At 55.9% G+C, this 23,797-nt stretch carries 26 protein-coding genes; 19 read left to right on the top strand and 7 right to left on the bottom strand.

Annotated elements, in window-relative coordinates; translation table 11 throughout:
* Positions 1–39 precede the first annotated feature (39 nt).
* A complete protein-coding gene (locus tag EC836_RS13785; RefSeq protein WP_123334029.1) occupies positions 40–1,257 on the top strand; it encodes an aspartate aminotransferase family protein in 1,218 nt (405 codons plus the stop codon).
* Here the strand turns inward: EC836_RS13785 and EC836_RS13780 are convergent.
* From EC836_RS13780 to EC836_RS13760, 5 genes are all read right to left on the bottom strand, one after another.
* Positions 1,254–3,332 (bottom strand): YccS/YhfK family putative transporter, encoded by a 2,079-nt coding sequence (locus tag EC836_RS13780; RefSeq protein ID WP_123334689.1) that lies wholly within the window; start codon positions 3,330–3,332, stop codon positions 1,254–1,256. The two genes, EC836_RS13785 and EC836_RS13780, sit on opposite strands and share 4 nt — an antisense overlap.
* A gap of 60 nt (positions 3,333–3,392) precedes the next feature.
* Positions 3,393–4,025 carry a cAMP-activated global transcriptional regulator CRP gene (crp, locus tag EC836_RS13775; RefSeq protein ID WP_048917664.1) on the bottom strand — a complete coding sequence of 211 codons (633 nt, stop codon included), beginning with the start codon at positions 4,023–4,025 and terminating at the stop codon, positions 3,393–3,395.
* A gap of 318 nt (positions 4,026–4,343) precedes the next feature.
* Positions 4,344–5,213: a phosphoribulokinase gene (locus EC836_RS13770; RefSeq protein ID WP_123334027.1), complete on the bottom strand. Its 870-nt coding sequence runs from the start codon at positions 5,211–5,213 to the stop codon at positions 4,344–4,346.
* A gap of 101 nt (positions 5,214–5,314) precedes the next feature.
* On the bottom strand, positions 5,315–5,533 hold the full coding sequence (locus EC836_RS13765) for a YheU family protein (RefSeq protein WP_123334025.1): 219 nt from the start codon (positions 5,531–5,533) through the stop codon (positions 5,315–5,317).
* Complete coding sequence (locus EC836_RS13760) at positions 5,533–6,549, bottom strand: hydrolase (protein ID WP_123334023.1); 1,017 nt, start codon at positions 6,547–6,549, stop codon at positions 5,533–5,535. Before EC836_RS13760 ends, EC836_RS13765 begins: the two co-directional genes overlap by 1 nt.
* Positions 6,550–6,608: 59 nt before the next feature.
* Here EC836_RS13760 and EC836_RS13755 point away from each other — a divergent pair, with 59 nt between their 5' ends.
* The 5 genes from EC836_RS13755 to tauD all read left to right on the top strand — a co-directional run bounded on the left by EC836_RS13755 (position 6,609) and on the right by tauD (position 10,901).
* Positions 6,609–7,211: a LysE family translocator gene (locus EC836_RS13755; protein WP_123334021.1), complete on the top strand. Its 603-nt coding sequence runs from the start codon at positions 6,609–6,611 to the stop codon at positions 7,209–7,211.
* A gap of 246 nt (positions 7,212–7,457) precedes the next feature.
* A complete protein-coding gene (gene tauA / locus EC836_RS13750) occupies positions 7,458–8,435 on the top strand; it encodes a taurine ABC transporter substrate-binding protein (RefSeq protein ID WP_123334019.1) in 978 nt (325 codons plus the stop codon).
* A 14-nt stretch (positions 8,436–8,449) separates the two neighbouring features.
* Positions 8,450–9,217 (top strand): taurine ABC transporter ATP-binding subunit, encoded by a 768-nt coding sequence (tauB, locus tag EC836_RS13745; RefSeq protein WP_123334017.1) that lies wholly within the window; start codon positions 8,450–8,452, stop codon positions 9,215–9,217.
* Positions 9,214–10,041: a taurine ABC transporter permease TauC gene (tauC, locus tag EC836_RS13740; RefSeq protein ID WP_123334015.1), complete on the top strand. Its 828-nt coding sequence runs from the start codon at positions 9,214–9,216 to the stop codon at positions 10,039–10,041. The genes tauB and tauC overlap by 4 nt, the downstream gene beginning before the upstream one ends.
* The gene (gene tauD, locus EC836_RS13735) at positions 10,038–10,901 is read left to right on the top strand and encodes a taurine dioxygenase (RefSeq protein WP_123334013.1); all 864 of its coding nucleotides are present in this window, start codon (positions 10,038–10,040) and stop codon (positions 10,899–10,901) included. The genes tauC and tauD overlap by 4 nt, the downstream gene beginning before the upstream one ends.
* A 114-nt stretch (positions 10,902–11,015) precedes the next feature.
* Here tauD and EC836_RS13730 read toward each other — a convergent pair whose 3' ends face one another.
* Entirely contained in the window at positions 11,016–12,914 is a 1,899-nt protein-coding gene (locus EC836_RS13730; protein ID WP_123334011.1) for an ABC transporter ATP-binding protein, read from the bottom strand.
* A gap of 125 nt (positions 12,915–13,039) precedes the next feature.
* Between EC836_RS13730 and kefG the strand changes: the two genes are divergently transcribed.
* The 4 genes from kefG (at position 13,040) to slyD (ending at position 16,338) form a co-directional block, all read left to right on the top strand.
* On the top strand, positions 13,040–13,591 hold the full coding sequence (gene kefG / locus EC836_RS13725; protein WP_123334009.1) for a glutathione-regulated potassium-efflux system ancillary protein KefG: 552 nt from the start codon (positions 13,040–13,042) through the stop codon (positions 13,589–13,591).
* Positions 13,591–15,396: a glutathione-regulated potassium-efflux system protein KefB gene (gene kefB / locus EC836_RS13720; protein WP_123334007.1), complete on the top strand. Its 1,806-nt coding sequence runs from the start codon at positions 13,591–13,593 to the stop codon at positions 15,394–15,396. The genes kefG and kefB overlap by 1 nt, the downstream gene beginning before the upstream one ends.
* A 57-nt stretch (positions 15,397–15,453) precedes the next feature.
* Complete coding sequence (locus tag EC836_RS13715; RefSeq protein WP_123334005.1) at positions 15,454–15,654, top strand: YheV family putative zinc ribbon protein; 201 nt, start codon at positions 15,454–15,456, stop codon at positions 15,652–15,654.
* Between the two features lie 141 nt (positions 15,655–15,795).
* The gene (gene slyD / locus EC836_RS13710) at positions 15,796–16,338 is read left to right on the top strand and encodes a peptidylprolyl isomerase (protein ID WP_123334003.1); all 543 of its coding nucleotides are present in this window, start codon (positions 15,796–15,798) and stop codon (positions 16,336–16,338) included.
* Between the two features lie 105 nt (positions 16,339–16,443).
* On the opposite strand, the gene EC836_RS13705 is transcribed toward slyD, so the two are convergent.
* Positions 16,444–16,662, bottom strand: a complete 219-nt coding sequence (locus EC836_RS13705) for a protein SlyX (RefSeq protein ID WP_123334001.1) — start codon at positions 16,660–16,662, stop codon at positions 16,444–16,446.
* A 290-nt stretch (positions 16,663–16,952) separates the two neighbouring features.
* On the opposite strand from EC836_RS13705, the gene fkpA reads away from it, so the two are divergent.
* From fkpA to EC836_RS13660, 9 genes are all read left to right on the top strand, one after another.
* Positions 16,953–17,771, top strand: a complete 819-nt coding sequence (gene fkpA, locus EC836_RS13700) for an FKBP-type peptidyl-prolyl cis-trans isomerase (protein ID WP_123333999.1) — start codon at positions 16,953–16,955, stop codon at positions 17,769–17,771.
* Between the two features lie 207 nt (positions 17,772–17,978).
* Positions 17,979–18,701, top strand: coding sequence for a transcriptional regulator (locus EC836_RS13695; RefSeq protein WP_123333997.1), 723 nt, complete (start codon positions 17,979–17,981; stop codon positions 18,699–18,701).
* Positions 18,701–19,087: a sulfurtransferase complex subunit TusD gene (gene tusD / locus EC836_RS13690; RefSeq protein WP_123333995.1), complete on the top strand. Its 387-nt coding sequence runs from the start codon at positions 18,701–18,703 to the stop codon at positions 19,085–19,087. Before EC836_RS13695 ends, tusD begins: the two co-directional genes overlap by 1 nt.
* On the top strand, positions 19,087–19,446 hold the full coding sequence (gene tusC / locus EC836_RS13685) for a sulfurtransferase complex subunit TusC (protein ID WP_123333993.1): 360 nt from the start codon (positions 19,087–19,089) through the stop codon (positions 19,444–19,446). The genes tusD and tusC overlap by 1 nt, the downstream gene beginning before the upstream one ends.
* Before the next feature lie 7 nt (positions 19,447–19,453).
* Complete coding sequence (tusB, locus tag EC836_RS13680; RefSeq protein ID WP_123333991.1) at positions 19,454–19,741, top strand: sulfurtransferase complex subunit TusB; 288 nt, start codon at positions 19,454–19,456, stop codon at positions 19,739–19,741.
* Positions 19,742–19,867: 126 nt separating this feature from the next.
* Positions 19,868–20,242 (top strand): 30S ribosomal protein S12, encoded by a 375-nt coding sequence (rpsL, locus tag EC836_RS13675; RefSeq protein ID WP_003852912.1) that lies wholly within the window; start codon positions 19,868–19,870, stop codon positions 20,240–20,242.
* A 96-nt stretch (positions 20,243–20,338) separates the two neighbouring features.
* On the top strand, positions 20,339–20,809 hold the full coding sequence (gene rpsG, locus EC836_RS13670; RefSeq protein ID WP_004160604.1) for a 30S ribosomal protein S7: 471 nt from the start codon (positions 20,339–20,341) through the stop codon (positions 20,807–20,809).
* Between the two features lie 90 nt (positions 20,810–20,899).
* Positions 20,900–23,014, top strand: a complete 2,115-nt coding sequence (gene fusA / locus EC836_RS13665) for an elongation factor G (protein WP_123333989.1) — start codon at positions 20,900–20,902, stop codon at positions 23,012–23,014.
* Between the two features lie 70 nt (positions 23,015–23,084).
* Positions 23,085–23,797: elongation factor Tu (locus EC836_RS13660; protein WP_123333987.1), on the top strand; the 713-nt coding region annotated here is incomplete at its 3' end.

The raw sequence follows: 23,797 nt of genomic DNA, 5'->3' as shown, positions 1-23,797 counted from the left end.
TTTTCACATTAATGCAAAGATTAAACGGCGAGGTGGTTGATGGCAGCGGAAAAATTAGCGGTAACGCGGGCAACGTTCGATGAAGTGATTTTGCCTGTTTATGCACCAGCACAGTTCGTTCCGGTAAAAGGCAAAGGGAGCCGTATCTGGGATCAGGAGGGGAAAGAGTACGTCGATTTCTCCGGCGGTATTGCGGTAACGGCGCTCGGCCACTGCCATCCGGCGCTGGTTGACGCCCTGAAAACCCAGGGTGAAACCCTGTGGCACACCAGCAACGTCTTCACCAACGAACCGGCCCTGCGCCTGGCCAGCAAGCTAATCGCTGCCACCTTCGCCGAGCGCGTGTTTTTTGCGAACTCCGGTGCAGAAGCCAACGAAGCGGCATTCAAGCTGGCGCGCTATTACGCTACCCAGCGCCACAGCCCGTTCAAAAGCAAGATCATCGCCTTCCATAACGCCTTCCATGGCCGCACGCTGTTCACCGTGTCCGTGGGCGGGCAGCCGAAGTACTCCGACGGCTTTGGGCCGAAGCCTGCCGATATCGTCCATGTGCCGTTTAACGATCTGGCGGCGGTGAAAGCGGTCATCGACGATCACACCTGCGCCATCGTCGTGGAGCCGATCCAGGGCGAAGGCGGCGTGATGCCTGCCACGCCGGAGTTTATGCAGGGGCTGCGTCAGCTGTGTGATGAGCATAACGCGCTGCTGGTGCTGGATGAAGTACAAAGCGGGATGGGCCGCAGCGGCAAGCTGTTTGCCTATGAGCACTACGGCGTGAAGCCGGATATCGTCACCACCGCGAAAGCGCTGGGCGGCGGCTTCCCGGTCAGTGCGATGCTGACCACCAATGAGATCGCCTCGGTGATGGCGCCGGGCGTGCACGGCACCACCTACGGCGGTAACCCGCTGGCCTGTGCGGTAGCGGAAGCGGCGCTGGATATTATCAATACCCCAGAAGTGTTGGACGGCGTGGCGCAGCGGCGTCAGCTGTTTGTTGATGCCCTGCAGGCGCTGGATGCCAAACTGGATCTGTTCAGCGACATTCGCGGTATGGGGCTGCTGATCGGCGCCGCGCTGAAGCCGCAGCATGCCGGTAAAGCGCGCGACATCCTGAATGCCGCTGCGGCAGAGGGGGTGATGGTGCTGGTGGCCGGTACGGACGTGATGCGCTTTGCACCGTCTCTGGTTATCGATCCCGCGGATATCACCGAAGGAATGAAGCGCTTTGCGGCGGCGGTAGAAAAAGTTTTAGGCTAGGACGGCTTGCGTAATCGCCGGGACAGCCAGTGCCCCTGATGCGGGCGCTGGCTCCAGGCCAGCGATGAGATGGTGTGCATCGTGCTGAGGTGGCCGAGAATACGTTTTACGTGCCGCTCCAGGATGGTTACCGGTCCCTGATGGAAATCCTCCGGCGCTTCCAGTACGTTGCTGTCGGAGCTGGGGCCGTCATATTCCAGGCGCTGCTGGCAGCGCTGTAGCGCGATTTCGCACGACTGCAGATAGCGCTGTGCCAGCGATTCGGTCAGCATGGTGTGCTCCCGCGCGAGGATCGTCATCGCATTAATATGTTCGACGATAAACTGGCTGTGGGTCACCCATAGCTGCATATCCTTCAGATAGCCGGCGTTAAAGTTCGGTTCCTGCATCGCCTGATTTAGCGAGTTAAACAGCGCGTTGTGCGCCTGATTCACCCGCATTCGCTGCCAGGCCAGTTTCACCGGATCCTGTTCCTGCCCCAGCAGCAGCTGGAGTGCTTCCTGATAGGCTTCCAGTGCGTCGTGCGCATTCTGCCGCAGCAGCCCGCTCTGCCACTGTGGCCACAGCCAGATCATCCCACCAAAGGCAATCAGACAGCCTATCAGCGTATCCATCAGACGCGGCACCAGCAGCTCTGCACCGTTCAGCGACAGCAACTGTAACGTAAACACTGTGGTGATGGTAAAGCCGATCGTGGCCCAGCCGTAGAACTTACGGATAAACAGGTTACCGATTAGCGTCAGGGCCAGCATCACCAGCAGCATCACCGATTCCGGCGCGTGCAGCCGTAACATCACGGCGGCAATCACCAGTCCGGCCAGGGTGCCCATGGCACGGTGTTGAATGCGCACCCGCGTGGCACCATAGCCGTTCAGACTGACGAACATCACCGTCATCAGGATCCAGTAGGGCTTGGGCAGATTGAAAAACAGCGCCAGCGAGCTGGCAAACGCCAGCATGATCCCGTATCGCGCCGCGCTGCGCAGGCCGGTAGATTTCAGCGACAGGTAGCTTTTCAGCGCCGGGATCAGCGGCAACCGGCGCTGGCGATCCGCCATCAGATCGCGCCGATACAGCGGACGCTGGGTGCGGAGCACGCGGGCGATGCGGCTGAAATGGTAATAGCAGAAATTCCCCACCGGATTCTCTTTGTTCTGGCGGGCGATTTTCTCCAGCGCCTGCAATGGTTTATCCATGGTGAAACGTTCAGGATAGCGATGATAGAGAATGTCATCGGCCAGCACCCGCAGCCGGGCGGCGATAGTCTGTGCATTCCAGCGGATCACCGCTTCGGCGTGGCTCTGCTCCACCAGCTTTTGCACTTCTTCCGGCTGATGCAGGCTGACGGAAATATGCTCCTGCAGATCCAGCGCCACCTGAAAGGCCCGCGTCAGTCGCTGGTAGTGGTTATCCTGGCTGGCGGAGAGCATGTACATCTGCTGATAGCAGGTATTAATCAGGTCTACCGCTTTTTGCTGACGGGCCAGCAGCGGGGGCAGCGCGGTTTGCGGATCGGTCAGCCGGGTCAACAACGTATATTTCGCTTCGCAGTAGTCGGCCAGTTCGCGGTACAGCAGGCTCAGCGTTTCGCGCATCGGCTGCTCTTTCCACAGCCGGAACCACAGCCAGTTGAACAGCCCGTACCAGATGGTGCCGAGAATATAGAGCAGCGGCGGCTGCCAGAGCGGCACTCTGCCGGCCAGGCTGAGGGTAAAGATGGCGGCAATGAGCGAGGCCGGAAGCAGCCGACCGTGCAGCGGGCTGATCTCTGCGGTGACGCCCAGCAGGAGCGCCATTGACAACATAATGATCGGCAGCGGTACGCCACGTTCTCCAGCATAGAGGATCATAAAGCTGCAGAAGGCAAACAGGCTGCCACCGATAATCAGGCGTTTAAAGAAGCGTTTATGAGGAGTATCAAGACCGGCATTGTTACAGCAGGCAGGCACTAATGAGAAGAGTAAACCCTGTCGGAGATCGCCCAGCAGCCAGCCAACGGTGATTGGCAGGCACAGCACCAGCGTTTGCCGCAGTGCATAGTTCACTTCAGGGTGATAGATGATTCTCCGCCACATGCCCAATACCACATAAAAAAAAGGCGCGACCAGGCTGTCGCGCCACAGATCCACAACCGCTTAGCGCGTACCGTAAACCACGATAGTTTTACCGTGCGCGGAAATCAGGTTTTGATCTTCCAGCATTTTCAAAATACGCCCCACGGTCTCACGAGAGCAGCCAACGATCTGGCCGATTTCCTGACGGGTAATTTTGATCTGCATACCATCCGGGTGGGTCATGGCATCCGGCTGTTTCGCCAGATTAAGCAGAGTCTGTGCAATACGACCGGTCACGTCGAGGAAGGCGAGGTTACCCACTTTCTCAGAGGTGACCTGCAGACGGCGTGCCATCTGCGAAGAAAGACGCATCAGAATGTCAGGGTTAACCTGAATCAACTGGCGGAATTTTTTATAGGAGATCTCCGCCACTTCACAGGCACTTTTAGCACGCACCCACGCGCTACGCTCCTGACCCTCTTCGAAGAGGCCCAGTTCGCCAATAAAGTCGCCCTGATTGAGGTAGGAAAGGATCATTTCTTTGCCTTCTTCATCCTTGATCAGCACCGCTACCGCGCCTTTGACGATGTAGTAGAGGGTTTCTGCCTTTTCACCCTGATGAATCAAGGTGCTTTTGGATGGATATTTGTGAATATGGCAATGTGACAGGAACCATTCGAGTGTAGGGTCTGTTTGCGGTTTGCCGAGAACCATTCGCTGTTATCCTCTATTGTAATCGTGCCTAAATATACCCTTTTATTTCTCAGGTTGCAGAAATGTTAACTGCTTTTTGAAATATTTCGGGTAAACAGGGACGGAATTCCCTGTCAGGCGCTTCCCATAGGAAAATCAAACGGGCCATACCGTAAGAGTCTGGCTCATCCTGTTGTCCCGTTTTCACCATGCATTGCAATGCCAAATAGTGATACAGCACCGTTTGTAGCACAGCTTGACCTGGCTGTCTTGTGTTGTGTCATGTTGTCTCGCTTCAGCATAGTGCGAAATCATCGGACTGTCGTTTTTATTGGCGGATTAACTGATTTTTTTCCCTTCGATCAGACGCTTGACCAGCGGCGCCATAATCAGCTCCATCGCCAGACCCATTTTTCCGCCCGGGATCACGAGGGTTTTAATATGGGAGATAAACGAGCCCTGAATCATGGTCAGCAGATAGGGGAAATCAATATCTTCCAGCCCCTGGAAATGAATCACCACAAAACTTTCGTCCAGCGACGGGATGCCGCGGGCGGCAAACGGATTCGAGGTATCGACGGTCGGGACGCGCTGGAAGTTCAGGTGGGTGCGGGAAAACTGTGGCGTAATGTAGTTAATATAATCTTCCATTGAGCGTACGACGGAATCCATAACCGCTTCACGCGAGTGACCACGCTCGCTGGTATCACGCACCAGCTTCTGGATCCACTCCAGATTAACAATCGGCACCACGCCAACCAGCAGATCGACGTTTTCCGCGACGTTATTCTGCGGTGTGAGTACGCCGCCGTGTAGGCCCTCGTAGAACAGCACGTCGGTCGGCTCGGGCAGCGGCTGCCACGGGGTAAAGGTCCCCGGGACCTGGTTCCACGGCACCGCTTCATCGTAAGTGTGCAGATATTTTCGTGACTGGCCTTTTCCGGTGCGGCCATACTCGATAAAGGTCTGCTCAAGCAGCCCGAAGTCGTTGGCCTCCGGACCGAAGTAGCTGATGTGCTTACCCATGTCCCGCGCTTTTCGGATGGCCATATCCATCTCCGGGCGGGTGAACCGGTGGAAGCTGTCCCCCTCGACCTCTGCCGCTCTCAGGTTGAGCTGCTGGAAAATCTTCCTGAAGGCGACGCTGGTGGTGGTAGTTCCTGCACCGCTGGAACCGGTGACGGCGATAACCGGATGTTTGGCTGACATGGTAAACAACTCCCTGAGAGATGGTCGGACTGACGGATCATTCCTAACATGTTTATCGGTGCAAAGTCATCCTCGCTACGCCGTGACCGAGAAAATCAGGCTCAGCCGTTGAACTGCCCGCGCGGCATGATGTTGACGGTTTCGTGCAGTTCCGACCAGACCAGCACCGCTTCTCCGCTGGCCAGCTGACGGCGAACGTCTTTGACCTTTTGCTCCAGCGATCTTTCCTGTTCGCCGTAGTCGGTTCCCTCACGCAGTACGAAGGATTCAATAAGATTATCAAGTGTTTCAGCGTCGAGATCTTTCCAGGGAATAATCATCAGTGTTCCAGCCAGGTTGAAAGCCATTGCGGTATGCGTTGTTCCAGCCACATTTGCGGCTGGCGCAGGGTACCGCCGACAAAACCCACGTGTCCACCGTAGCGGGTCAGCTGATACTCGATATTTGGCGGCAGCAGATCCGGATCGGGGATCACTTCGGCGGTCATAAAGGGATCGTCCAGTGCATGAATGATCAACAGCGGTTTGCTGACGCCGGGCAACAGCGGCAGCCCGCTGCAGCGACGATAGTAGTCCGTGGCATCAGCAAAACCGTGCGCTCTGGCGGTAATCGCATCATCAAAGGCGCGAAGCTTTTTCAGTGCACGCAGCTGCGGCAGTTCCACGGGCAGCGTGCCGGGCCAGGCCAGCAGCTTACGCGTGGCGTTCTGCTTGAGCAGATTGAGCAGGTAGCGCTGGTAGAGGCGAGAAAACCCCTGCTCCAGCCGCTGGCTGCAGGGTTCCAGCATCAGCGGAGCGGAAACCACCACGCCCGCGTCCAGCAGGCAGTTCTCGCCCTGCTGCCCCATCAGGCAGGCCAGCATATTGCCGCCAAGTGAGACGCCGACGGCGGCGGTAGGCACCTGCCCCCATTCGTCGCGCAGCCACTGCAGGAAGTAGCTGGCATCACCGGTTTCCCCGGAGTGATAGATGCGGTTCAGACGATTCGGTTCTCCGCTACAGCCGCGAAAATGCATCACCACGCCCAGCCAGCCGCGATCTTTCCACGCCTGCAGCAGACCGTGCGCGTAGGGGCTGTTGAAGCTGCCTTCCAGGCCGTGAAACAGGACCACGCGAGGTTTATGCCGCCCCTGTGCCGGGTCTTCGCTCCAGGCGAGGTCGATGAAATCGCTGTCCGGCAGGGTTAAGCGTTGCCAGTGCGGTTGCAGAGTAATGCGTCGACGCACCAGGCGCGGCAGCAGGGTTTGCAGGTGAGGGTTGCGCCCTCCCGGCAGGGGCCGGAAAGATTTGTCATCCAGGTGACTGAAAATCATTGGGTCAGAGCTTGTAGGATCCATAACTCGCTGTTAGCTTCTTCGGGTTGTTTATTTCTTCAGGGGTGGGGAGCACCCGTTCTATGGAACTGAGCCTGTTTCTTTCTATGTTAGGTTTTCTCTGGGTCGCCGCTATCACGCCTGGCCCTAATAATATGTTACTCACCGCCTCCGGTGCCAACTTTGGTTTCTTCCGATCTCTGGCCCTGCTGGTCGGCATCATGCTCGGCATGCAGATTATGCTGCTGATGGTGGCGTTTGGCATCGGTGGGTTAATCCTGCTTTATCCGTCCCTGCATCTGTTTATGAAAATTGCCGGGAGCCTTTACCTGCTGTGGCTGGCGTGGAAAATCGGTACGGCGAAGTACGAGAAGCTGGAGACCGGCAATGGCCCTGCGGCCCCGATGCCGTTCTGGCAGGGCGGCCTGCTGCAGCTGATTAACCCCAAGGCCTGGCTGATGGTGCTGGGCGCGGTAGCCAGCTTCAGCCTGGCCGGGGAGGCCTACACGGGATCGGTCATTGCGATCAGCATTGCACTGGCGATAGTCAACCTGGCGTCTGCGGTGATCTGGCTGGGGTTCGGCACGCTGATTGGCCGCATTCTGCGCAGCCGTCGGGCGTGGACGATTTTCAACGTGTTTATGGGGCTGCTGACCGCCGCCTGCGTACTGCTGATCTGGCATTAATATCCGGGGCGTGGTCGGCACGCCCTGATATTTCATTTCTCCGTTTTTCACCCCCTCCTGCGACTTAACCCCATGGCTGCAACCCGCAGGCCATCGTTCAGCCTATGTGCGTTTTCCGGCAGGCCTTTGCGTAAAAATTACTAAGCACACTTAGGTATAAAAAAGAATTTTTAATTACTTTATTGCGATGGTCGCGCCCGGTTACAAAGGAGGTGTTCACCGATAACAACAATACTGGAGCGGGCTATGGCGGGTAAATTTACAGTTTCAATTTTGGCAGCGGCACTGGGGCTGGCAGCACTTAACGCACAGGCGGTGGACGTGACCGTCGCCTATCAGACATCCGCAGAGCCGGCGAAAGTCGCGCAGGCCGATGGCACCTTCGCCAAAGAGAGCGGGGCAAAAGTTGACTGGCGTAAATTCGACAGCGGCGCCAGCGTGGTCAGGGCACTGGCTTCCGGTGATGTGCAGATTGGTAATCTCGGTTCCAGCCCGCTCGCCGTTGCGGCCAGCCAGGGCGTGCCGATTGAAGTCTTCCTGCTGGCCTCGCAGCTCGGCAACTCCGAAGCGCTGGTGGTGAAAAAGAACATTAAGGACCCGAAGGACCTGATTGGTAAACGTATTGCCGTACCGTTTATCTCCACCACGCACTACAGCCTGCTGGCCTCGCTGAAGCACTGGGGCATTAAACCTGGCCAGGTTCAGATTATTAACCTGCAGCCACCGGCCATTATTGCCGCCTGGCAGCGCGGAGATATCGACGGTGCCTACGTCTGGTCTCCGGCGGTAAACCAGCTGGAAAAAGACGGCACCGTGCTGACCGACTCTTCACAGGTGGGTAAATGGGGGGCACCAACCCTCGATGTCTGGGTGGTACGCAAGGACTTCGCCGAGAAGCATCCTGACGTAGTCACCGCCTTCGCCCGCAGTGCACTGGCACCGCAAAAAGCCTATATCGATAACCCGGAAGCCTGGCTGAAACAGGATGACAACCTGAGCAAGCTGTCGCGCCTGAGCGGCGTGCCGACGGAAGATGTGCCGGTGCTGGTTAAAGGGAACACCTATCTGACCGCGCAGCAGCAGGTGCAGGAGCTGAACGGGCCGGTAAATAAGGCGATTGTAGATACCGCTAACTTCCTGAAAGAGCAGGGCAAGGTGCCGCAGGTGGCCAGCGATTACAGCAGCTTCGTCACCGATCGTTTCGTTAAACCGCTGACGCAATAAGCGAGGTAAAGCCAATGCTGTCCGTCTCTCATCTCAGCGCCCGCTATCAGAACCAGCTGGCGCTCCAGGATATTAATCTGTCGATCGACAGCGGTGAACTGCTGGTGGTGCTGGGGCCCTCCGGCTGCGGCAAAACCACGCTGCTGAACCTGATTGCCGGCTTTATCCCGGCGGAGAGCGGCAGCATTACGCTGGACGGCAAGGCGGTCACCGGCCCGGGTGCCGATCGCGGCGTGGTGTTCCAGAATGAGGGGCTGCTGCCCTGGCGTAACGTGCTGGATAACGTCGCCTTCGGCCTGCAGCTGGCCGGGATAGAGAAAAATGAACGGCGCGAAATCGCCCGGCAGATGCTGAAGAAAGTCGGCCTGGCCGATGCGGAGCGGCGCTATATCTGGCAGCTTTCCGGCGGAATGCGTCAGCGGGTCGGTATTGCCCGCGCGTTGGCGGCGGATCCGCGCCTGCTGCTGCTGGATGAGCCTTTCGGCGCGCTGGACGCGTTTACGCGCGAACAGATGCAGGAGCTGCTGCTGACGCTCTGGCGGGACAGCGGAAAGCAGATCCTGTTGATTACCCACGATATTGAAGAGGCGGTATTCCTCGCCAGCGAGCTGGTGCTGCTGTCACCTGGCCCTGGCCGCATCGTTGAACGCCTGGCGCTGGATTTTGGCCGCCGCTACGCCAACGGCGAACCGTGCCGGTCGATTAAATCCGACCCGGCGTTTATCGAACGCCGTGAATATGTCCTTAGCCGGGTATTCCATCAGCGCGAGGTGTTGGTATGAGCTCACTGATTAACGAAAAAAGTACGCCGCGCCGCTGGCGTTTTCGCTGGCCGCTGTCGCGCCAGCTGACGCTGAGTAGCGCCACGCTGGTGGTGGTCATCGCCGTGTGGTGGCTGGTGACCGCGCTACAGCTGGTGACGCCGCTGTTCCTGCCGCCGCCGCAACAGGTGCTGCAAAAGCTGCTGACCATCGCCGGTCCAACCGGATTTATGGATGCCACCCTGTGGCAGCACCTGGGTGCCAGCCTGACGCGTATTCTGATTGCGCTGCTGGCCGCCGTGGTGATTGGCGTGCCGGTGGGCATTTTTATGGGGCTGAATGAGACGGTTCGCGGCATTCTCGATCCGCTGATTGAGCTGTATCGCCCGGTGCCGCCGCTTGCCTATCTGCCACTGATGGTGATTTGGTTTGGCATTGGCGAAACCTCGAAAATTTTACTGATTTACCTAGCGATATTTGCTCCGGTGGCGATGTCCGCACTGGCCGGCGTGAAGAGCGCCCAGCAGGTGCGACTGCGCGCCGCGCGTTCACTGGGCGCCAGCCGCTGGCAGGTTCTGTGGTTTGTCGTTCTGCCCGGTGCGCTGCCGGAAATTCTCACCGGTTTACGCATTGGTCTGGGCGTGGGTTGGTCAACGCTGGTGGCGGCCGAGCTGATTGCGGCCACGCGCGGCCTTGGTTTTATGGTGCAATCTGCGGGGGAATTCCTCGCCACTGATGTGGTGCTGGCAGGCATTGCGGTGATTGCCCTTATTGCTTTTGCACTTGAGCTGGGGCTGCGTGCCTTACAGCGTCGTTTAACCCCGTGGCACGGAGCACAGTCATGAACGAACGTATTACTATTCAACCGCTTGGGCCGTATATCGGTGCTCAGGTCAGCAATCTGGATTTACGGCTTCCGCTCAGCGATGGCCAGTTTGAACAGCTTTACCATGCGCTGATCCGCCATCAGGTGCTGTTCCTGCGCGATCAGCCGATAACGCCGCAGCAGCAGCGAGCGCTGGCTGCGCGCTTCGGCGATCTGCATATTCACCCGGTCTATCCACATGCCCCCGGCGTGGAGGAAGTTATCGTGCTGGATACCCATGACGATAATCCACCGGATAACGATAACTGGCACACCGATGTCACCTTTATCGAGACGCCGCCCGCCGGTGCCATCCTTGCCGCGAAGCATCTGCCGGAAACCGGCGGTGACACGCTGTGGGCCAGCGGCATCGCCGCCTGGGATGCGCTGTCCGAGCCGTTGCAGCAGCTGCTGAGCGGGCTGCTGGCAGAACATGATTTTAAAAAATCGTTCCAGGAGTATAAATATCGCGGCAGTGAAGAAGAGCATCAGCGCTGGCAGCAGGCGGTCGCGAAGAACCCACCGCTGCTGCATCCGGTGGTGCGTACTCATCCGGTCAGCGGCAAGCAGGCGCTGTTTGTCAACGAAGGCTTCACCACGCGCATTGTCGGCATCAAGGAAAAAGAGAGCGACGCGCTGCTGCGCTTCCTGTTCGCCCATATCACCAAACCGGAGTTCCAGGTGCGCTGGCGCTGGCAGGTCGGGGACGTAGCGATTTGGGATAACCGAGTGACTCAGCACTACGCGAATGCGGATTATCTGCCGCAGCGGCGGATTATGCACCGCGCGACGATTTTAGGGGATAAGCCGTTCTACCACGGCGAAAAGAACCGTAGTTAAAATGACTGTACCGGAGCGAGACAAGGCGTCAGGAACTGAGCGAGCGGAGCATACTGATGTATGTGAGCATCGCGAAGTGACGCAAAAACGCAGTCGCAGTCCGGTACAGGCGTTTTATTGCAGCATCGATTCAAGCTGTTCCTGCGCGTCCAGCCATTCCATTTCACTCTCTTCCAGCGCGGATTTTGCCGCTGCCTGCTGTTGCAGTGCGGCGGTGAGATCGGCCTTACGGGCCTGCTCGTAGATCGCCGTGTCCGACAGCTTCGCTTCGGCATCCGCCAGCTGAAGGTTGTGTTTCTCCATCAGCTTCTCCAGCTTTTCAATCTGCTTGCGCAGCGGCTGGGTCTGCGTGCGCAGTTCGGCCTCGCGGCGCTTCTGGTCCTTACGCGACTGCGCGCTGTTGGCGCTGTCGATCTTCGGAGCGGCGTCTGCCATCACCTGTTTTTGCAGATCGCTGAGCCACTGCTGGTAATCTTCCAGATCGCCATCGAACGCTTCCACTTTACCGTCGTGGACCAGATACAGATCGTCGGTGGTAGAACGCAGCAGGTGACGATCGTGAGAAACCACCACCAGCGCGCCCTCAAAGTCGATCAGCGCTTCGGTTAACGCCTGACGCATATCCAGATCGAGGTGGTTAGTCGGTTCATCGAGCAGCAGCAGGTTAGGGCGCTGCCAGACGATCAGCGCCAGTACCAGACGGGCCTTCTCGCCGCCGGAGAAGCGTTTCGTCTCCTCGGTGACTTTGTCCCCCTGGAAGCCGAAGCCGCCGAGGTAATCGCGCAGCTGCTGTTCCAGCACTTTCGGCGCCAGTCGTGCCAGATGCTGTAGCGGGGATTCATCCGCACGTAAAAATTCCAGCTGATGCTGGGCGAAGTAGCCAAGCTTGATGCCTTTCGCCAGCCCGATATCGCCCTGCAGCGGGGCCAGTTCGCCTGCCAGCAGTTTAATCAGCGTGGATTTACCGGCGCCGTTACGTCCCAGCAGGCCGATACGCGATCCGGGAACCAGGTTCAGCTTGATGGAGTTAAGTATTTTTCGGTCGCCGTAGCCCGCGCTGACTTTTTCCATCTTCAGCAGCGGATTAGGCAGGCTTTCCGGCTCGCGGAAGCTGAAGGTGAACGGGTTATCCACGTGCGCCGGGGCGATCAGCTCCATGCGTTCCAGCATTTTGATACGGCTTTGTGCCTGCTTGGCCTTGGTGGCTTTGGCTTTAAAGCGGTCGATAAAACTTTGCAGATGCGCCACTTTTTGCTGCTGGTGCTCAAACATCGACTGCTGCTGCGCCAGCTTGGTGGCGCGCTGAATTTCGAACGAGCTGTAGTTACCGGTGTATTCGTAAATCGTTTGCTGTTCGATATGCAGGATCTTATCCACCACCGGATCGAGGAAGTCACGGTCGTGGGAGATCAGGATCAGCGTGCCGCTGTAGCTTTTCAGCCAACGCTCCAGCCAGATCACCGCATCCAGATCGAGGTGGTTAGTTGGTTCATCAAGCAGCAGCAGGTCGGAACGGCAGAGCAGGGCCTGCGCGAGGTTCAGACGCATGCGCCAGCCGCCGGAGAAATCACTTACCGGGCGCTGCAGCTGTTCCTGGCTAAAGCCCAAACCGCTAAGAAGGCTGGCCGCGCGGGACTGTATTGTCCATGCCTGAATCGCATCCAGCTTGCCGTGCAGCGTGGCGATGGCATGGCCGTCGTTAATGTCGTTGGCGTGCGCTAATTCGGACTCAAGCTGACGAAATTCGCGGTCACCGTCGATAACATACTCAATAGCGGCAACGTCCAGCGCGGGCGTTTCCTGATTGACCCACGCCAGCGACCAGCTGCCCGGATAGCTGAAGCTGCCAGCATCAGCGCTTATCTCGTTTTTAAGCAGGGCCAGCAGCGTGGATTTACCACAGCCGTTTTTACCGACCAGGCCGACTTTCTGGCCGGGATTGATCGTCGCCGTAGCGTTATCCAGCAGCACGCGGACACCGCGACGAATTTGTAACGAGGAGAATACAATCATAAGCGCCGTAAGTTCAGAGTATGTTAAATTAAGCCATCATAATCAGTTTGTCGGAATCAAGTATTCCGTTGCGTCGTGCATGGTAGCGGAAATCCCCCGCCGTGACGACGATTTGGAGGGGAATGATGTCGCAGCTGCCTAAAGTTCTGCTGTTGTATGCCCATCCGGAGTCTCAAGATTCGATCGCTAATCGTGTTTTGCTGCAACCGGCCCGTAATCTGGAACACGTGACGGTCCATGATTTATACGCACACTATCCCGATTTCTTTATCGATATTCACCATGAGCAGCAGCTGCTGCGTGACCATCAAATTATCGTTTTTCAGCACCCTCTTTACACCTACAGCTGCCCGGCGCTGCTGAAGGAGTGGATGGACCGCGTGTTGTCCCGTGGCTTTGCCAGCGGGCCGGGCGGTAACGTGCTGGAGGGCAAATACTGGCGCAGCGTGATCACCACCGGCGAGCCGGAAGCGGCCTATCATCAGGAAGGGCTTAACCGCTATCCGATGTCTGAGATTATGCGCCCGTTTGAGCTGACGGCGCAGATGTGCCGGATGCACTGGCTGACGCCGATGATTGTCTACTGGGCGCGTCGCCAGTCCGCCGAAACCATGAAAAATTATGCCAATGCTTACGATGACTGGCTGGAAAACCCACTGCCCTATGGAGGTGTTTAATGGAAGGTGAAACTCTCCTGACCGCAGGCGTGGTGTATCTGTTTGCCGCAGTGATCGCGGTACCGATTGCCGCGCGTCTGGGTATCGGCGCGGTGCTGGGATATTTACTGGCGGGTATCGCCATTGGCCCGTGGGGATTAGGCTTTATCAGCGACGTGGAGGAGATCCTGCACTTCTCCGAGCTGGGCGTGGTGTTCCTGATGTTTATCATCGGCCTGGAGCTGAATCCGTCGAAGCTGTGGCAGCTGCGGCGTTCGATTTTCGGCGTGGGTGCGGCACAGGTGATCCTCAGCGCCGCGGTGCTGGGCGGCCTGCTGTACCTGACCGATTTTTCCTGGCAGGCGGCGACGATCGGCGGGATTGGTCTGGCGATGTCGTCAACGGCGATGGCGCTTCAGTTGATGCGCGACAAAGGCATGAACCGCAATGAGTCCGGCCAGCTTGGCTTCTCGGTTCTGCTGTTCCAGGATCTGGCCGTCATTCCGGCGCTGGCGCTGGTTCCATTGCTGGCAGGTAACGACAGCGGTCATACCGACTGGATGAAGGTGGGCATCAAGGTGCTGGCGTTTGCCGGCATGCTGATCGGCGGGCGCTATTTACTCCGCCCGATCCTGCGCTTTATTGCCGCCTCCGGGGTGCGCGAGGTGTTTACCGCCGCGTCGCTGCTGCTGGTGCTGGGTTCCGCGTTGTTTATGGATGCGCTTGGGCTGTCGATGGCGCTCGGGACATTTATCGCCGGTATCCTGCTGGCGGAAAGCGAATACCGCCACGAACTGGAAGTGTCGATCGATCCGTTTAAAGGCCTGCTGCTGGGACTGTTCTTTATTTCGGTGGGGATGGCACTGAACATCGGTGTGCTCTATACCCATATCATTGAGATCCTCGTTGGCGTCGTCGTACTGGTGGCGGTGAAGACGCTGGTTCTCTATCTGCTGGCCCGCATTTACGGCCTGCGCAGCTCTGAGCGTTTGCAGTTTGCCGGCGTGCTGAGCCAGGGCGGGGAGTTTGCCTTCGTGCTGTTCTCCGCCGCCTCGTCGGCAAAGCTGTTCAGCGGCGACCAGATGCCGCTGCTGCTGGTCACCGTGACGCTGTCGATGATGACCACGCCGCTGCTGATGCAGGGCGTGGACAGGATCCTCGCCCGCCGCTTTAACGAAGCGGATGACACACAGGAAAAGCCGTTTGTTGAGGATGATAAGCCACAGGTGATCGTGGTGGGCTTCGGGCGCTTTGGTCAGGTGATAGGCCGACTGCTGATGGCCAACGAAAAGCGTATTACCGTACTGGAGCGTGATATCAGCGCCGTTAGCCTGATGCGTAAATACGGCTATAAAGTGTATTACGGCGATGCCACCGAGCTTGAATTATTGCGGGCCGCGGGCGCAGAAACGGCGCAGTCGATCGTGATAACCTGCAACAGTCCGGAAGATTCAATGGAGATTGTTCATCTGTGTCAGCAGCATTTCCCGCATCTGCAAATTCTGGCCCGTGCCCGTGGCCGTGTGGAAGCACACGAACTGCTACAGGCCGGCGTGATGCAATTCTCACGTGAAACCTTCAGCAGTGCGCTGGAGCTGGGCCGCAAGACGCTGATGACGCTGGGCATGCATCCGCATCAGGCGTATCGCGCCCAGCAGCACTTCCGCCGTCTGGATATGCGGATGCTGCGCGAGCTGATGCCGAATCACACCGACAGCCAGCATATCTCCAGAGTGAAAGAGGCGCGGCGCGAGCTGGAGGATATCTTCCAGACCGAGATGCGCCAGGAAAAACGGCAGCTCGATGGCTGGGACGGCAACGAGTAGCGGACGACCTCCCGGTGAGCGTCCGCCGCGACAGAACTAAATCATCATTTTTCTGGGATCATTATGCGTAAACGTTTTATCGCTGGTGCAACCTGCCCCAGCTGTCAGGCTAAAGATACTCTTGCTCTGTGGCGGGAGAATAATGTTGATGTGGTTGAGTGCGTTAAGTGCGGCCACCAGATGCGCGAAGCCGATAAACAGGCCCGCGAGCAGGTCCGCGAGAATGAACAGGTGATCGGTATTTTTCATCCAGACTAGCGCTACCGCGCAGCTTTTTTTAAGCTGTAGCGTACAGCCGCATTGAAATTCGATACAATTGACGCCACTTAGAGCCCATAACGTTGGTAATGATAGCCAGCGAAGCTAAGGGCTCAACGCTCTCAACGGTTAGGAGAAATCATGAAAGTAGCAAAAGACCTTGTGGTCAGCCTGGCATACCAGGTACGTACAGAAGATGGTGTGTTGGTTGATGAGTCACCGGTGAGTGCACCGCTGGACTACCTGCACGGTCATGGCTCCCTGATTTCCGGTCTGGAGAAGGCGCTGGAAAATCGTGAAGTGGGTGATAAGTTCGATGTGAACATCGCTTCTAACGATGCCTATGGCGAGTATGACGATAATCTGGTTCAGCGCGTTCCTAAAGACGTCTTCATGGGCGTGGACGAGCTGCAGGTCGGTATGCGCTTTATGGCGGAAACCGATCAGGGCCCGGTTCCGGTTGAAATCACTGAAGTGGAAGACGAGCACGTTGTGGTTGACGGTAACCACATGTTGGCCGGTCAGAACCTGAGCTTCAACGTTGAAGTGATCGCCATCCGCGCGGCAACCGAAGAAGAACTGGCTCACGGCCACGTACACGGTGAGCACGACCATCACCACGATCACGACCATGACCACGGTCAGGGTGGTTGTGGTTCCGGCGGATGTGGCTGCAGCCACTAATCGCCAATCGCTTAACGCGTCAGGCCGCTATCTTTCTGAGGTAGCGGCTTTTTTTTATGGCTTTTCCGGGCATCTGCGCAATCGGGCTGCGGAATAATGTGGAAATCAATAGTGCGGCGGCGGTATTTCTTCCGACTGCGAGGCAATTTGTGATGGGGCTGCTGCTTTGAGTTTATCGGTCAGCAAACGCATCTGTTCCCGCAGTCGTGCCATATCCAGCTCGTGCTGTACCACCGTCTGGTTCAGCTCTTCAATGGTGTGTTCCTGAAACGCCAGTTTACTCTCCAGCACTTCAATTCGCTGTTCCAGCAATGTTTGTTGCATTTTATTCCCTCTTGTTACTACTTACCGTTCGTGCGCACGGGTGAATTGTCCGATTCTAACGGCAAAAGTGAGGCTAACCCAGGTAAAATGGCGTAAATTGGCGGTTGAGGGTTGAAAAGTTGGGCGGCTGAAGCCATCACAGACTGTGAAACTTTTCGGCAGCCGGATTGTCGGAAGTTAACTTCTATATTTCAGGCGGGAGTATTTTGTTATCCCGCGCCCGGTTATAGTACGGACCGCAGGTCTGCAAACGATTCCCGAGGTGAGACGCTTCGGTTTTGGAGAAATGGATGAAATCATTATTTAAAGTCACATTGTTAGCTACCACTATGGCCCTCGCGCTGAATGCTCCGCTGACAATGGCTGCTGATGCGGCCCCGGCTCAGAAAGCGGCAGAGCAGGCTCCTAAGAATGCTGCGTTCAAAAATGACGATCAGCAGTCTGCTTACGCACTGGGTGCTTCACTCGGTCGCTACATGGAAAATTCCCTGAAGGAACAGGAAAAACTGGGCATCGCTCTGGATAAAACCCAGCTGATTGCGGGTGTTCAGGATGCGTTTGCCGGCAAAAGCAAACTCTCTGACCAGGAAATCGAACAAACACTGCAGTCCTTCGAAGGCCGCGTGAAAGGTGCTGCCCAGGCGAAGATGGAAAAAGACGCGAAAGAAAATGCCACCAAGGGTGAAGCTTTCGCGGCTCAATTCGCTAAAGAGAAGGGCGTGAAGAAGACGGAAACGGGCCTGCTCTACAAAGTAGAGAAAGCCGGTACCGGTGATGCACCGAAAGACAGCGATACTGTGGTGGTTAACTATAAAGGAACCCTGATTGATGGTTCCGAGTTTGATAACTCCTACACCCGCGGCGAGCCGCTGTCGTTCCGTCTGGATGGTGTGATCCCAGGCTGGACCGAAGGCCTGAAGCAGGTTAAGAAAGGCGGCAAGATCAAGCTGGTGATCCCACCGAATCTGGCCTACGGTAAAAACGGCGTTCCGGGTATCCCGGCTAACTCCACGCTGGTGTTTGACGTTGAGCTGCTGGATATCAAGCCTGCGGCCAAAGCGGAAGCACCAGAAGCCGCGCCTGCCGAAGGCGCTGCGAAACAGCAGTAATTTCTGCCTGCCGCCACCTTCGGGTGGCGGTGTTATTCCCCGCTCTTACCTCGCTGTTTCTTCTGGTTTTTTGCTTAGATCATCATTTCACGACAAAGTCGGGACACATCTTTCTGATATTTGCTAGACTAGCCAACGCGCATTTTAATAAGAATGAGTCTGCCCTTGCGCTGTGTGACAGGCTCTTGTCAAAGGGTGGTGTCGTCTATGTCTGGTTCATTTTTTCCCGCCGATATTACGGATGCGGATCTGCTTGAGCAGCATCCCTTCGTGCCTGCGGATTTTGATATTTTAAGATCTTACGAAGCCGTTGTGGATGGCCTGGCCATGCTGATCGGCTCGCACTGTGAGATCGTGCTGCATTCACTGGAAGATTTAAAATGCTCGGCGGTCAGGATCGCTAACGGCGAACATACCGGGCGAAAAGTCGGCTCACCGATTACCGACCTTGCGCTGCGTATGCTGCATGATATGACCGATGCCGACAGCAATGTGTCTAAAACCTATTTTACCCGTGCCAAAAGCGGCGTGCTGATGAAATCCGTCACCATCGCGATTCGCAACGGCAACCAGCGCGTTGTCGGCCTGCTGTGCATCAACATGAATCTCGATGTGCCGTTCTCGCAGATTATGGCGACCTTTATGCCGCCGGAAACCCCGGATGTGGCTTCATCGGTTAACTTTGCTTCATCGGTAGAAGACCTGGTCATGCAGACGCTGGAATTCACCATTGAAGAGGTGAGCGCCGACCGCAACGTTTCAAACAACGCCAAGAATCGCCAGATTGTTCTGAATCTCTATGAGAAAGGGATTTTTGATATCAAAGATGCGATTAACCAGGTGGCCGATCGGTTAAACATCTCCAAGCACACCGTTTATCTCTATATCCGCCAGTTTAAAAACGGTGACTTCCACGGGCAGGATAAGTAATGCGCTTCACGCTGATGGTCACCGGCCCGGCTTACGGCACACAGCAGGCCAGCAGCGCCTGGCTGTTCGCTAACGCGCTGCTGGCGCAGGGGCATCAGCTTGAAAGCGTGTTCTTTTATCGCGAAGGCGTGCTGAACGCCAGCCAGCTTAATGCGCCAGCCAGCGATGAGTTCGATTTAACGCGCGGCTGGCAGCAGCTGCAGCGGAAACACGATATTGCACTGAACATCTGTGTGGCTGCCGCGCTGCGTCGAGGCATCACCGATCGGCAGGAAGCGGAGAATCTGGGGCTGCCGGCGGCGAACCTGGCCGACGGGTTTCAGCTGACGGGTCTGGGTGCGCTGGCCGAAGCGGCGCTGAGCTGTGACAGAATGGTGCAGTTTTAATGAATCGTATTGCGTTTGTTTTCAGCCAGTCCCCGCACGGGTCGAGTGCCGGTCGTGAAGGGCTCGATGCCGTGCTGGCGACTTCTGCGTTGAGCGATGAGATTGCGTTGTTCTTCATCAGCGACGGGGTCTTGCAACTGACGGCAGGGCAGCAGCCGCAGCAGATCCTGGCGCGTAACTACATTGCGACCTTCGGCGTGCTGCCGCTGTATGACGTTGAGCATTGCTATATTTGCGCGGCGGCGTTGGCCGAGCGGGGTATCGCTGCTGACGCCGAACGTGTGCTGCCTGCTGAAGTCCTGGCACCGGAAGAACTGCGCACCAGGCTGGCTGAATATGACCGGGTGCTCACTTTCTGAGGAAGCTATGCTGCATACGTTAATGACCTCACCGTTTCGCTGCGATTTGAATGCCATGCTGCGCCTGCTCGCGCATGGCGATGATGTGCTGCTGCTGCAGGACGGTGTGCTTGCCGCACTGGCCGGTAACCCGGCACTTGAAGTGCTGCTTCACGCCCCCATATCCCTTTATGCTTTGAAAGAGGATCTGGATGCTCGCGGGCTTTTTGGTCAAATTTCAACCAGTGTAACGACGATAAGCTATACTGAGTTCGTTGCGCTGGCGGTGAAAAACCCCCAGCAAATGACCTGGTAATGACTCTATCCCTGGTTATTTCTTGACACCTTTTAGTCTCAGCCTTAAAATTCTGCGGCCTCGTGATTCCGCGAGGCGATTTATTACGTGTTTACGAAGCAAAAGCTAAATCCCAGGAGCTATTTAATGGCAACAGTTAACCAGCTGGTTCGCAAACCACGCGTACGCAAAGTTGCAAAGAGCAACGTGCCTGCGCTGGAAGCCTGCCCGCAGAAACGTGGTGTATGTACTCGTGTATACACTACTACCCCTAAAAAACCGAACTCCGCACTGCGTAAAGTTTGCCGCGTTCGTTTAACCAACGGTTTTGAAGTTACCTCCTACATCGGCGGTGAAGGTCATAACCTGCAGGAACACTCCGTGATCCTGATCCGTGGCGGTCGTGTAAAAGACTTGCCAGGTGTGCGTTACCACACCGTTCGTGGCGCGCTGGACTGCTCAGGTGTTAAAGACCGTAAGCAGGCTCGCTCCAAGTACGGCGTGAAGAAGCCAAAGGCTTAATGGTTCTCCGTTAAGTAAGGCCAAACGTTTTAACCTAAATGTCAAAATAAACTCGTAGAGTTTTGGACAATCCTGAATTAACAACGGAGTATTCCCATGCCACGTCGTCGCGTCATTGGTCAGCGTAAAATTCTGCCAGATCCTAAGTTCGGATCAGAGTTGCTGGCCAAATTTGTAAATATCCTGATGGTAGATGGTAAAAAATCTACAGCTGAAACTATCGTTTATAACGCGCTGGAGACCCTGGCTCAGCGTTCTGGTAAAAACGAGCTGGAAGCATTCGAAGTAGCCCTGGACAACGTCCGCCCAACCGTGGAAGTTAAATCTCGTCGCGTTGGTGGTTCTACTTATCAGGTACCAGTTGAAGTCCGTCCGGTTCGTCGTAATGCCCTGGCAATGCGTTGGATCGTAGAAGCTGCTCGTAAACGCGGTGATAAATCTATGGCTCTGCGCCTGGCGAACGAACTTTCTGATGCTGCAGAAAACAAAGGTACTGCAGTGAAGAAACGTGAAGACGTTCACCGTATGGCCGAAGCCAACAAGGCGTTCGCTCACTACCGCTGGTAACAGCCCTGTAGTTGTTATTAACCCAGCGGGCGTTCAAGTGACCAACCCGCTGGGATTTAACTTAGAACGTCCGAGAATCAGAGGAATCAAATGGCTCGTAAAACACCCATTGAGCGCTACCGTAATATCGGTATCAGTGCGCACATCGACGCCGGTAAAACGACGACGACCGAACGTGTTCTGTTCTACACCGGTGTAAACCACAAAATCGGTGAAGTACATGACGGCGCAGCAACCATGGACTGGATGGAGCAGGAACAGGAACGTGGTATTACTATCACCTCCGCTGCGACCACCTGTTACTGGTCTGGTATGGCTAAGCAGTTTGAGCCACACCACGTAAACATCATCGACACCCCGGGACACGTTGACTTCACCATCGAAGTAGAACGTTCCATGCGTGTTCTCGACGGCGCAGTAATGGTTTACTGTGCGGTTGGTGGTGTTCAGCCACAGTCTGAAACCGTATGGCGCCAGGCTAACAAATATAAAGTTCCACGCATCGCGTTCGTTAACAAAATGGACCGCATGGGTGCTAACTTCCTGAAAGTTGTTGGTCAGATGGAAGCGCGTCTGGGTGCAAACCCAGTGCCATTGCAGCTGGCTATCGGCGCAGAAGAGAAATTCACCGGTGTTGTTGACCTGGTGAAAATGAAAGCGATCAACTGGAACGACGCCGATCAGGGCGTGACCTTCGTTTACGAAGATATCCCAGCTGATATGCAGGATCTAGCCGACGAATGGCGTGCGAAGCTGGTTGAAGCAGCTGCGGAAGGTTCTGACGAGCTGATGGAGAAATTCTTCAGCGGTGAAGAGCTGACCGAAGAAGAGATCAAAACTTCTCTGCGTAAGCGCGTGCTGAAAAACGAAATCATTCTGGTTACCTGTGGTTCTGCATTTAAGAACAAAGGTGTTCAGGCGATGCTGGATGCGGTTGTTGAATACCTGCCGGCACCAAATGACGTTGAAGCAATCAACGGTATGCTGGACGACGATAAAGACACTCCGGCTGTGCGTCACTCTGATGACAAAGAACCGTTTGCTGCTCTGGCGTTCAAAATCGCTACCGACCCGTTTGTGGGTAACCTGACCTTCTTCCGCGTGTATTCTGGTGTTGTGAACTCTGGCGACACCGTATACAACCCGGTTAAGTCTGCTCGTGAGCGTCTGGGCCGTATCGTACAGATGCACGCCAACAAACGTGAAGAGATCAAAGAAGTTCGCGCGGGCGATATCGCTGCGGCTATCGGTCTGAAAGACGTGACTACCGGTGACACCCTGTGTGACCCGGATAACGTGATCATTCTGGAGCGCATGGAGTTCCCTGAGCCAGTAATCTCGATCGCTGTTGAGCCGAAAACCAAAGCTGACCAGGAAAAAATGGGTCTGGCTCTGGGTCGTCTGGCTAAAGAGGATCCATCATTCCGCGTATGGACTGATGAAGAAACTAACCAGACCATCATCGCCGGTATGGGTGAGCTGCACCTCGACATCATCGTTGACCGCATGAAGCGTGAATTCAACGTTGAAGCGAACGTCGGTAAACCTCAGGTTGCTTACCGTGAAGCCATTCGCGCGAAAGTTACCGATATCGAAGGTAAACACGCCAAGCAGTCTGGTGGTCGTGGTCAGTACGGTCATGTTGTTATCGACATGTACCCACTGGAGCCGGGCGTTAACCCTAAAGGTTATGAGTTCGTCAACGATATCAAAGGCGGCGTGATTCCTGGTGAATACATTCCTGCGGTTGATAAAGGTATCCAGGAGCAGCTGAAATCAGGTCCTCTGGCTGGTTATCCAGTAGTGGATCTGGGTGTTCGTCTGCACTTTGGTTCTTACCATGATGTTGACTCCTCAGAGCTGGCATTTAAACTGGCTGCTTCTATCGCGTTTAAAGACGGCTTTAAGAAAGCAACTCCAGTTCTGCTTGAGCCGATCATGAAGGTTGAAGTAGAGACTCCGGAAGAGAACACCGGTGACGTTATCGGTGACCTTAGCCGTCGTCGTGGTATGCTCAAAGGACAAGAATCTAACGCTACTGGCGTTCAGATTCACGCTGAAGTTCCGCTATCTGAAATGTTCGGATATGCAACTCAGCTGCGTTCTCTGACTAAAGGCCGTGCTTCTTACTCCATGGAGTTCCTGAAGTATGATGATGCGCCGAACAACGTCGCTCAGGCCGTTATCGAAGCTCGTAGCAAATAAGCTACAGTTTTAAAATATTGATCCTATGCTCTCACCAAAGGGTGAGAGCATTAAAGTAAGGAATATCGTCGTGGCTAAAGAGAAATTTGAACGTTCCAAACCGCACGTCAACGTAGGTACTATCGGCCACGTTGACCACGGTAAAACTACCCTGACTGCAGCTATCACCACCGTTCTGGCTAAAACCTACGGCGGTTCTGCTCGTGCATTCGACCAGATCGATAACGCACCAGAAGAAAAAGCACGTGGTATCACCATCAACACTTCTCACGTTGAGTATGACACCCCGTCACGCCACTATGCGCACGTTGACTGCCCAGGCCACGCCGACTATGTGAAAAACATGATCACCGGTGCTGCTCAGATGGATGGCGCAATCCTGGTTGTTGCTGCGACTGACGGCCCAATGCCTCAGACTCGTGAGCACATCCTGCTGGGTCGTCAGGTTGGCGTTCCATTCATCATCGTGTTCATGAACAAATGTGACATGGTTGATGATGAAGAGCTGCTGGAGCTGGTTGAGATGGAAGTACGTGACCTGCTGTCACAGTACGACTTCCCAGGCGACGACACCCCAATCGTTCACGGTTCTGCACTGAAAGCACTGCAGGGTGAAGCTGAGTGGGAAGCTAAGATCATCGAACTGGCTGGTTACCTGGATTCTTACATCCCAGAGCCAGAGCGTGCAATTGACAAGCCGTTCCTGCTGCCTATCGAAGACGTATTCTCCATCTCCGGCCGTGGTACTGTTGTTACCGGTCGTGTAGAGCGCGGTATCGTTAA

It is taken from the genome of Erwinia sp. JUb26 (genome assembly GCF_003751505.1).
Classification (GTDB): Bacteria; Pseudomonadota; Gammaproteobacteria; order Enterobacterales; family Enterobacteriaceae; genus Erwinia.
Note: the sequence above shows the minus strand (reverse complement) of the source record. Positions and strands in the feature narration are given on the sequence as shown.

Bases quoted from the DNA above. Each gene is read 5' to 3' on its own strand.
- EC836_RS13760 (WP_123334023.1), bottom strand. From the start codon at position 6,549: ATGGATCCTACAAGCTCTGACCCAATGATTTTCAGTCACCTGGATGAC.
- slyD (WP_123334003.1), top strand. From the start codon at position 15,796: ATGAAAGTAGCAAAAGACCTTGTGGTCAGCCTGGCATACCAGGTACGT.
- tauC (WP_123334015.1), top strand. From the start codon at position 9,214: ATGAGCTCACTGATTAACGAAAAAAGTACGCCGCGCCGCTGGCGTTTT.
- fkpA (WP_123333999.1), top strand. From the start codon at position 16,953: ATGAAATCATTATTTAAAGTCACATTGTTAGCTACCACTATGGCCCTC.
- tusD (WP_123333995.1), top strand. From the start codon at position 18,701: ATGCGCTTCACGCTGATGGTCACCGGCCCGGCTTACGGCACACAGCAG.
- EC836_RS13730 (WP_123334011.1), bottom strand. From the start codon at position 12,914: ATGATTGTATTCTCCTCGTTACAAATTCGTCGCGGTGTCCGCGTGCTG.
- EC836_RS13705 (WP_123334001.1), bottom strand. From the start codon at position 16,662: ATGCAACAAACATTGCTGGAACAGCGAATTGAAGTGCTGGAGAGTAAA.
- EC836_RS13785 (WP_123334029.1), top strand. From the start codon at position 40: ATGGCAGCGGAAAAATTAGCGGTAACGCGGGCAACGTTCGATGAAGTG.
- EC836_RS13770 (WP_123334027.1), bottom strand. From the start codon at position 5,213: ATGTCAGCCAAACATCCGGTTATCGCCGTCACCGGTTCCAGCGGTGCA.
- tauD (WP_123334013.1), top strand. From the start codon at position 10,038: ATGAACGAACGTATTACTATTCAACCGCTTGGGCCGTATATCGGTGCT.
- rpsG (WP_004160604.1), top strand. From the start codon at position 20,339: ATGCCACGTCGTCGCGTCATTGGTCAGCGTAAAATTCTGCCAGATCCT.
- tauB (WP_123334017.1), top strand. From the start codon at position 8,450: ATGCTGTCCGTCTCTCATCTCAGCGCCCGCTATCAGAACCAGCTGGCG.
- crp (WP_048917664.1), bottom strand. From the start codon at position 4,025: ATGGTTCTCGGCAAACCGCAAACAGACCCTACACTCGAATGGTTCCTG.
- EC836_RS13755 (WP_123334021.1), top strand. From the start codon at position 6,609: ATGGAACTGAGCCTGTTTCTTTCTATGTTAGGTTTTCTCTGGGTCGCC.
- EC836_RS13695 (WP_123333997.1), top strand. From the start codon at position 17,979: ATGTCTGGTTCATTTTTTCCCGCCGATATTACGGATGCGGATCTGCTT.
- rpsL (WP_003852912.1), top strand. From the start codon at position 19,868: ATGGCAACAGTTAACCAGCTGGTTCGCAAACCACGCGTACGCAAAGTT.
- EC836_RS13780 (WP_123334689.1), bottom strand. From the start codon at position 3,332: ATGTGGCGGAGAATCATCTATCACCCTGAAGTGAACTATGCACTGCGG.
- kefB (WP_123334007.1), top strand. From the start codon at position 13,591: ATGGAAGGTGAAACTCTCCTGACCGCAGGCGTGGTGTATCTGTTTGCC.
- tauA (WP_123334019.1), top strand. From the start codon at position 7,458: ATGGCGGGTAAATTTACAGTTTCAATTTTGGCAGCGGCACTGGGGCTG.
- kefG (WP_123334009.1), top strand. From the start codon at position 13,040: ATGTCGCAGCTGCCTAAAGTTCTGCTGTTGTATGCCCATCCGGAGTCT.
- fusA (WP_123333989.1), top strand. From the start codon at position 20,900: ATGGCTCGTAAAACACCCATTGAGCGCTACCGTAATATCGGTATCAGT.
- EC836_RS13765 (WP_123334025.1), bottom strand. From the start codon at position 5,533: ATGATTATTCCCTGGAAAGATCTCGACGCTGAAACACTTGATAATCTT.
- tusB (WP_123333991.1), top strand. From the start codon at position 19,454: ATGCTGCATACGTTAATGACCTCACCGTTTCGCTGCGATTTGAATGCC.
- tusC (WP_123333993.1), top strand. From the start codon at position 19,087: ATGAATCGTATTGCGTTTGTTTTCAGCCAGTCCCCGCACGGGTCGAGT.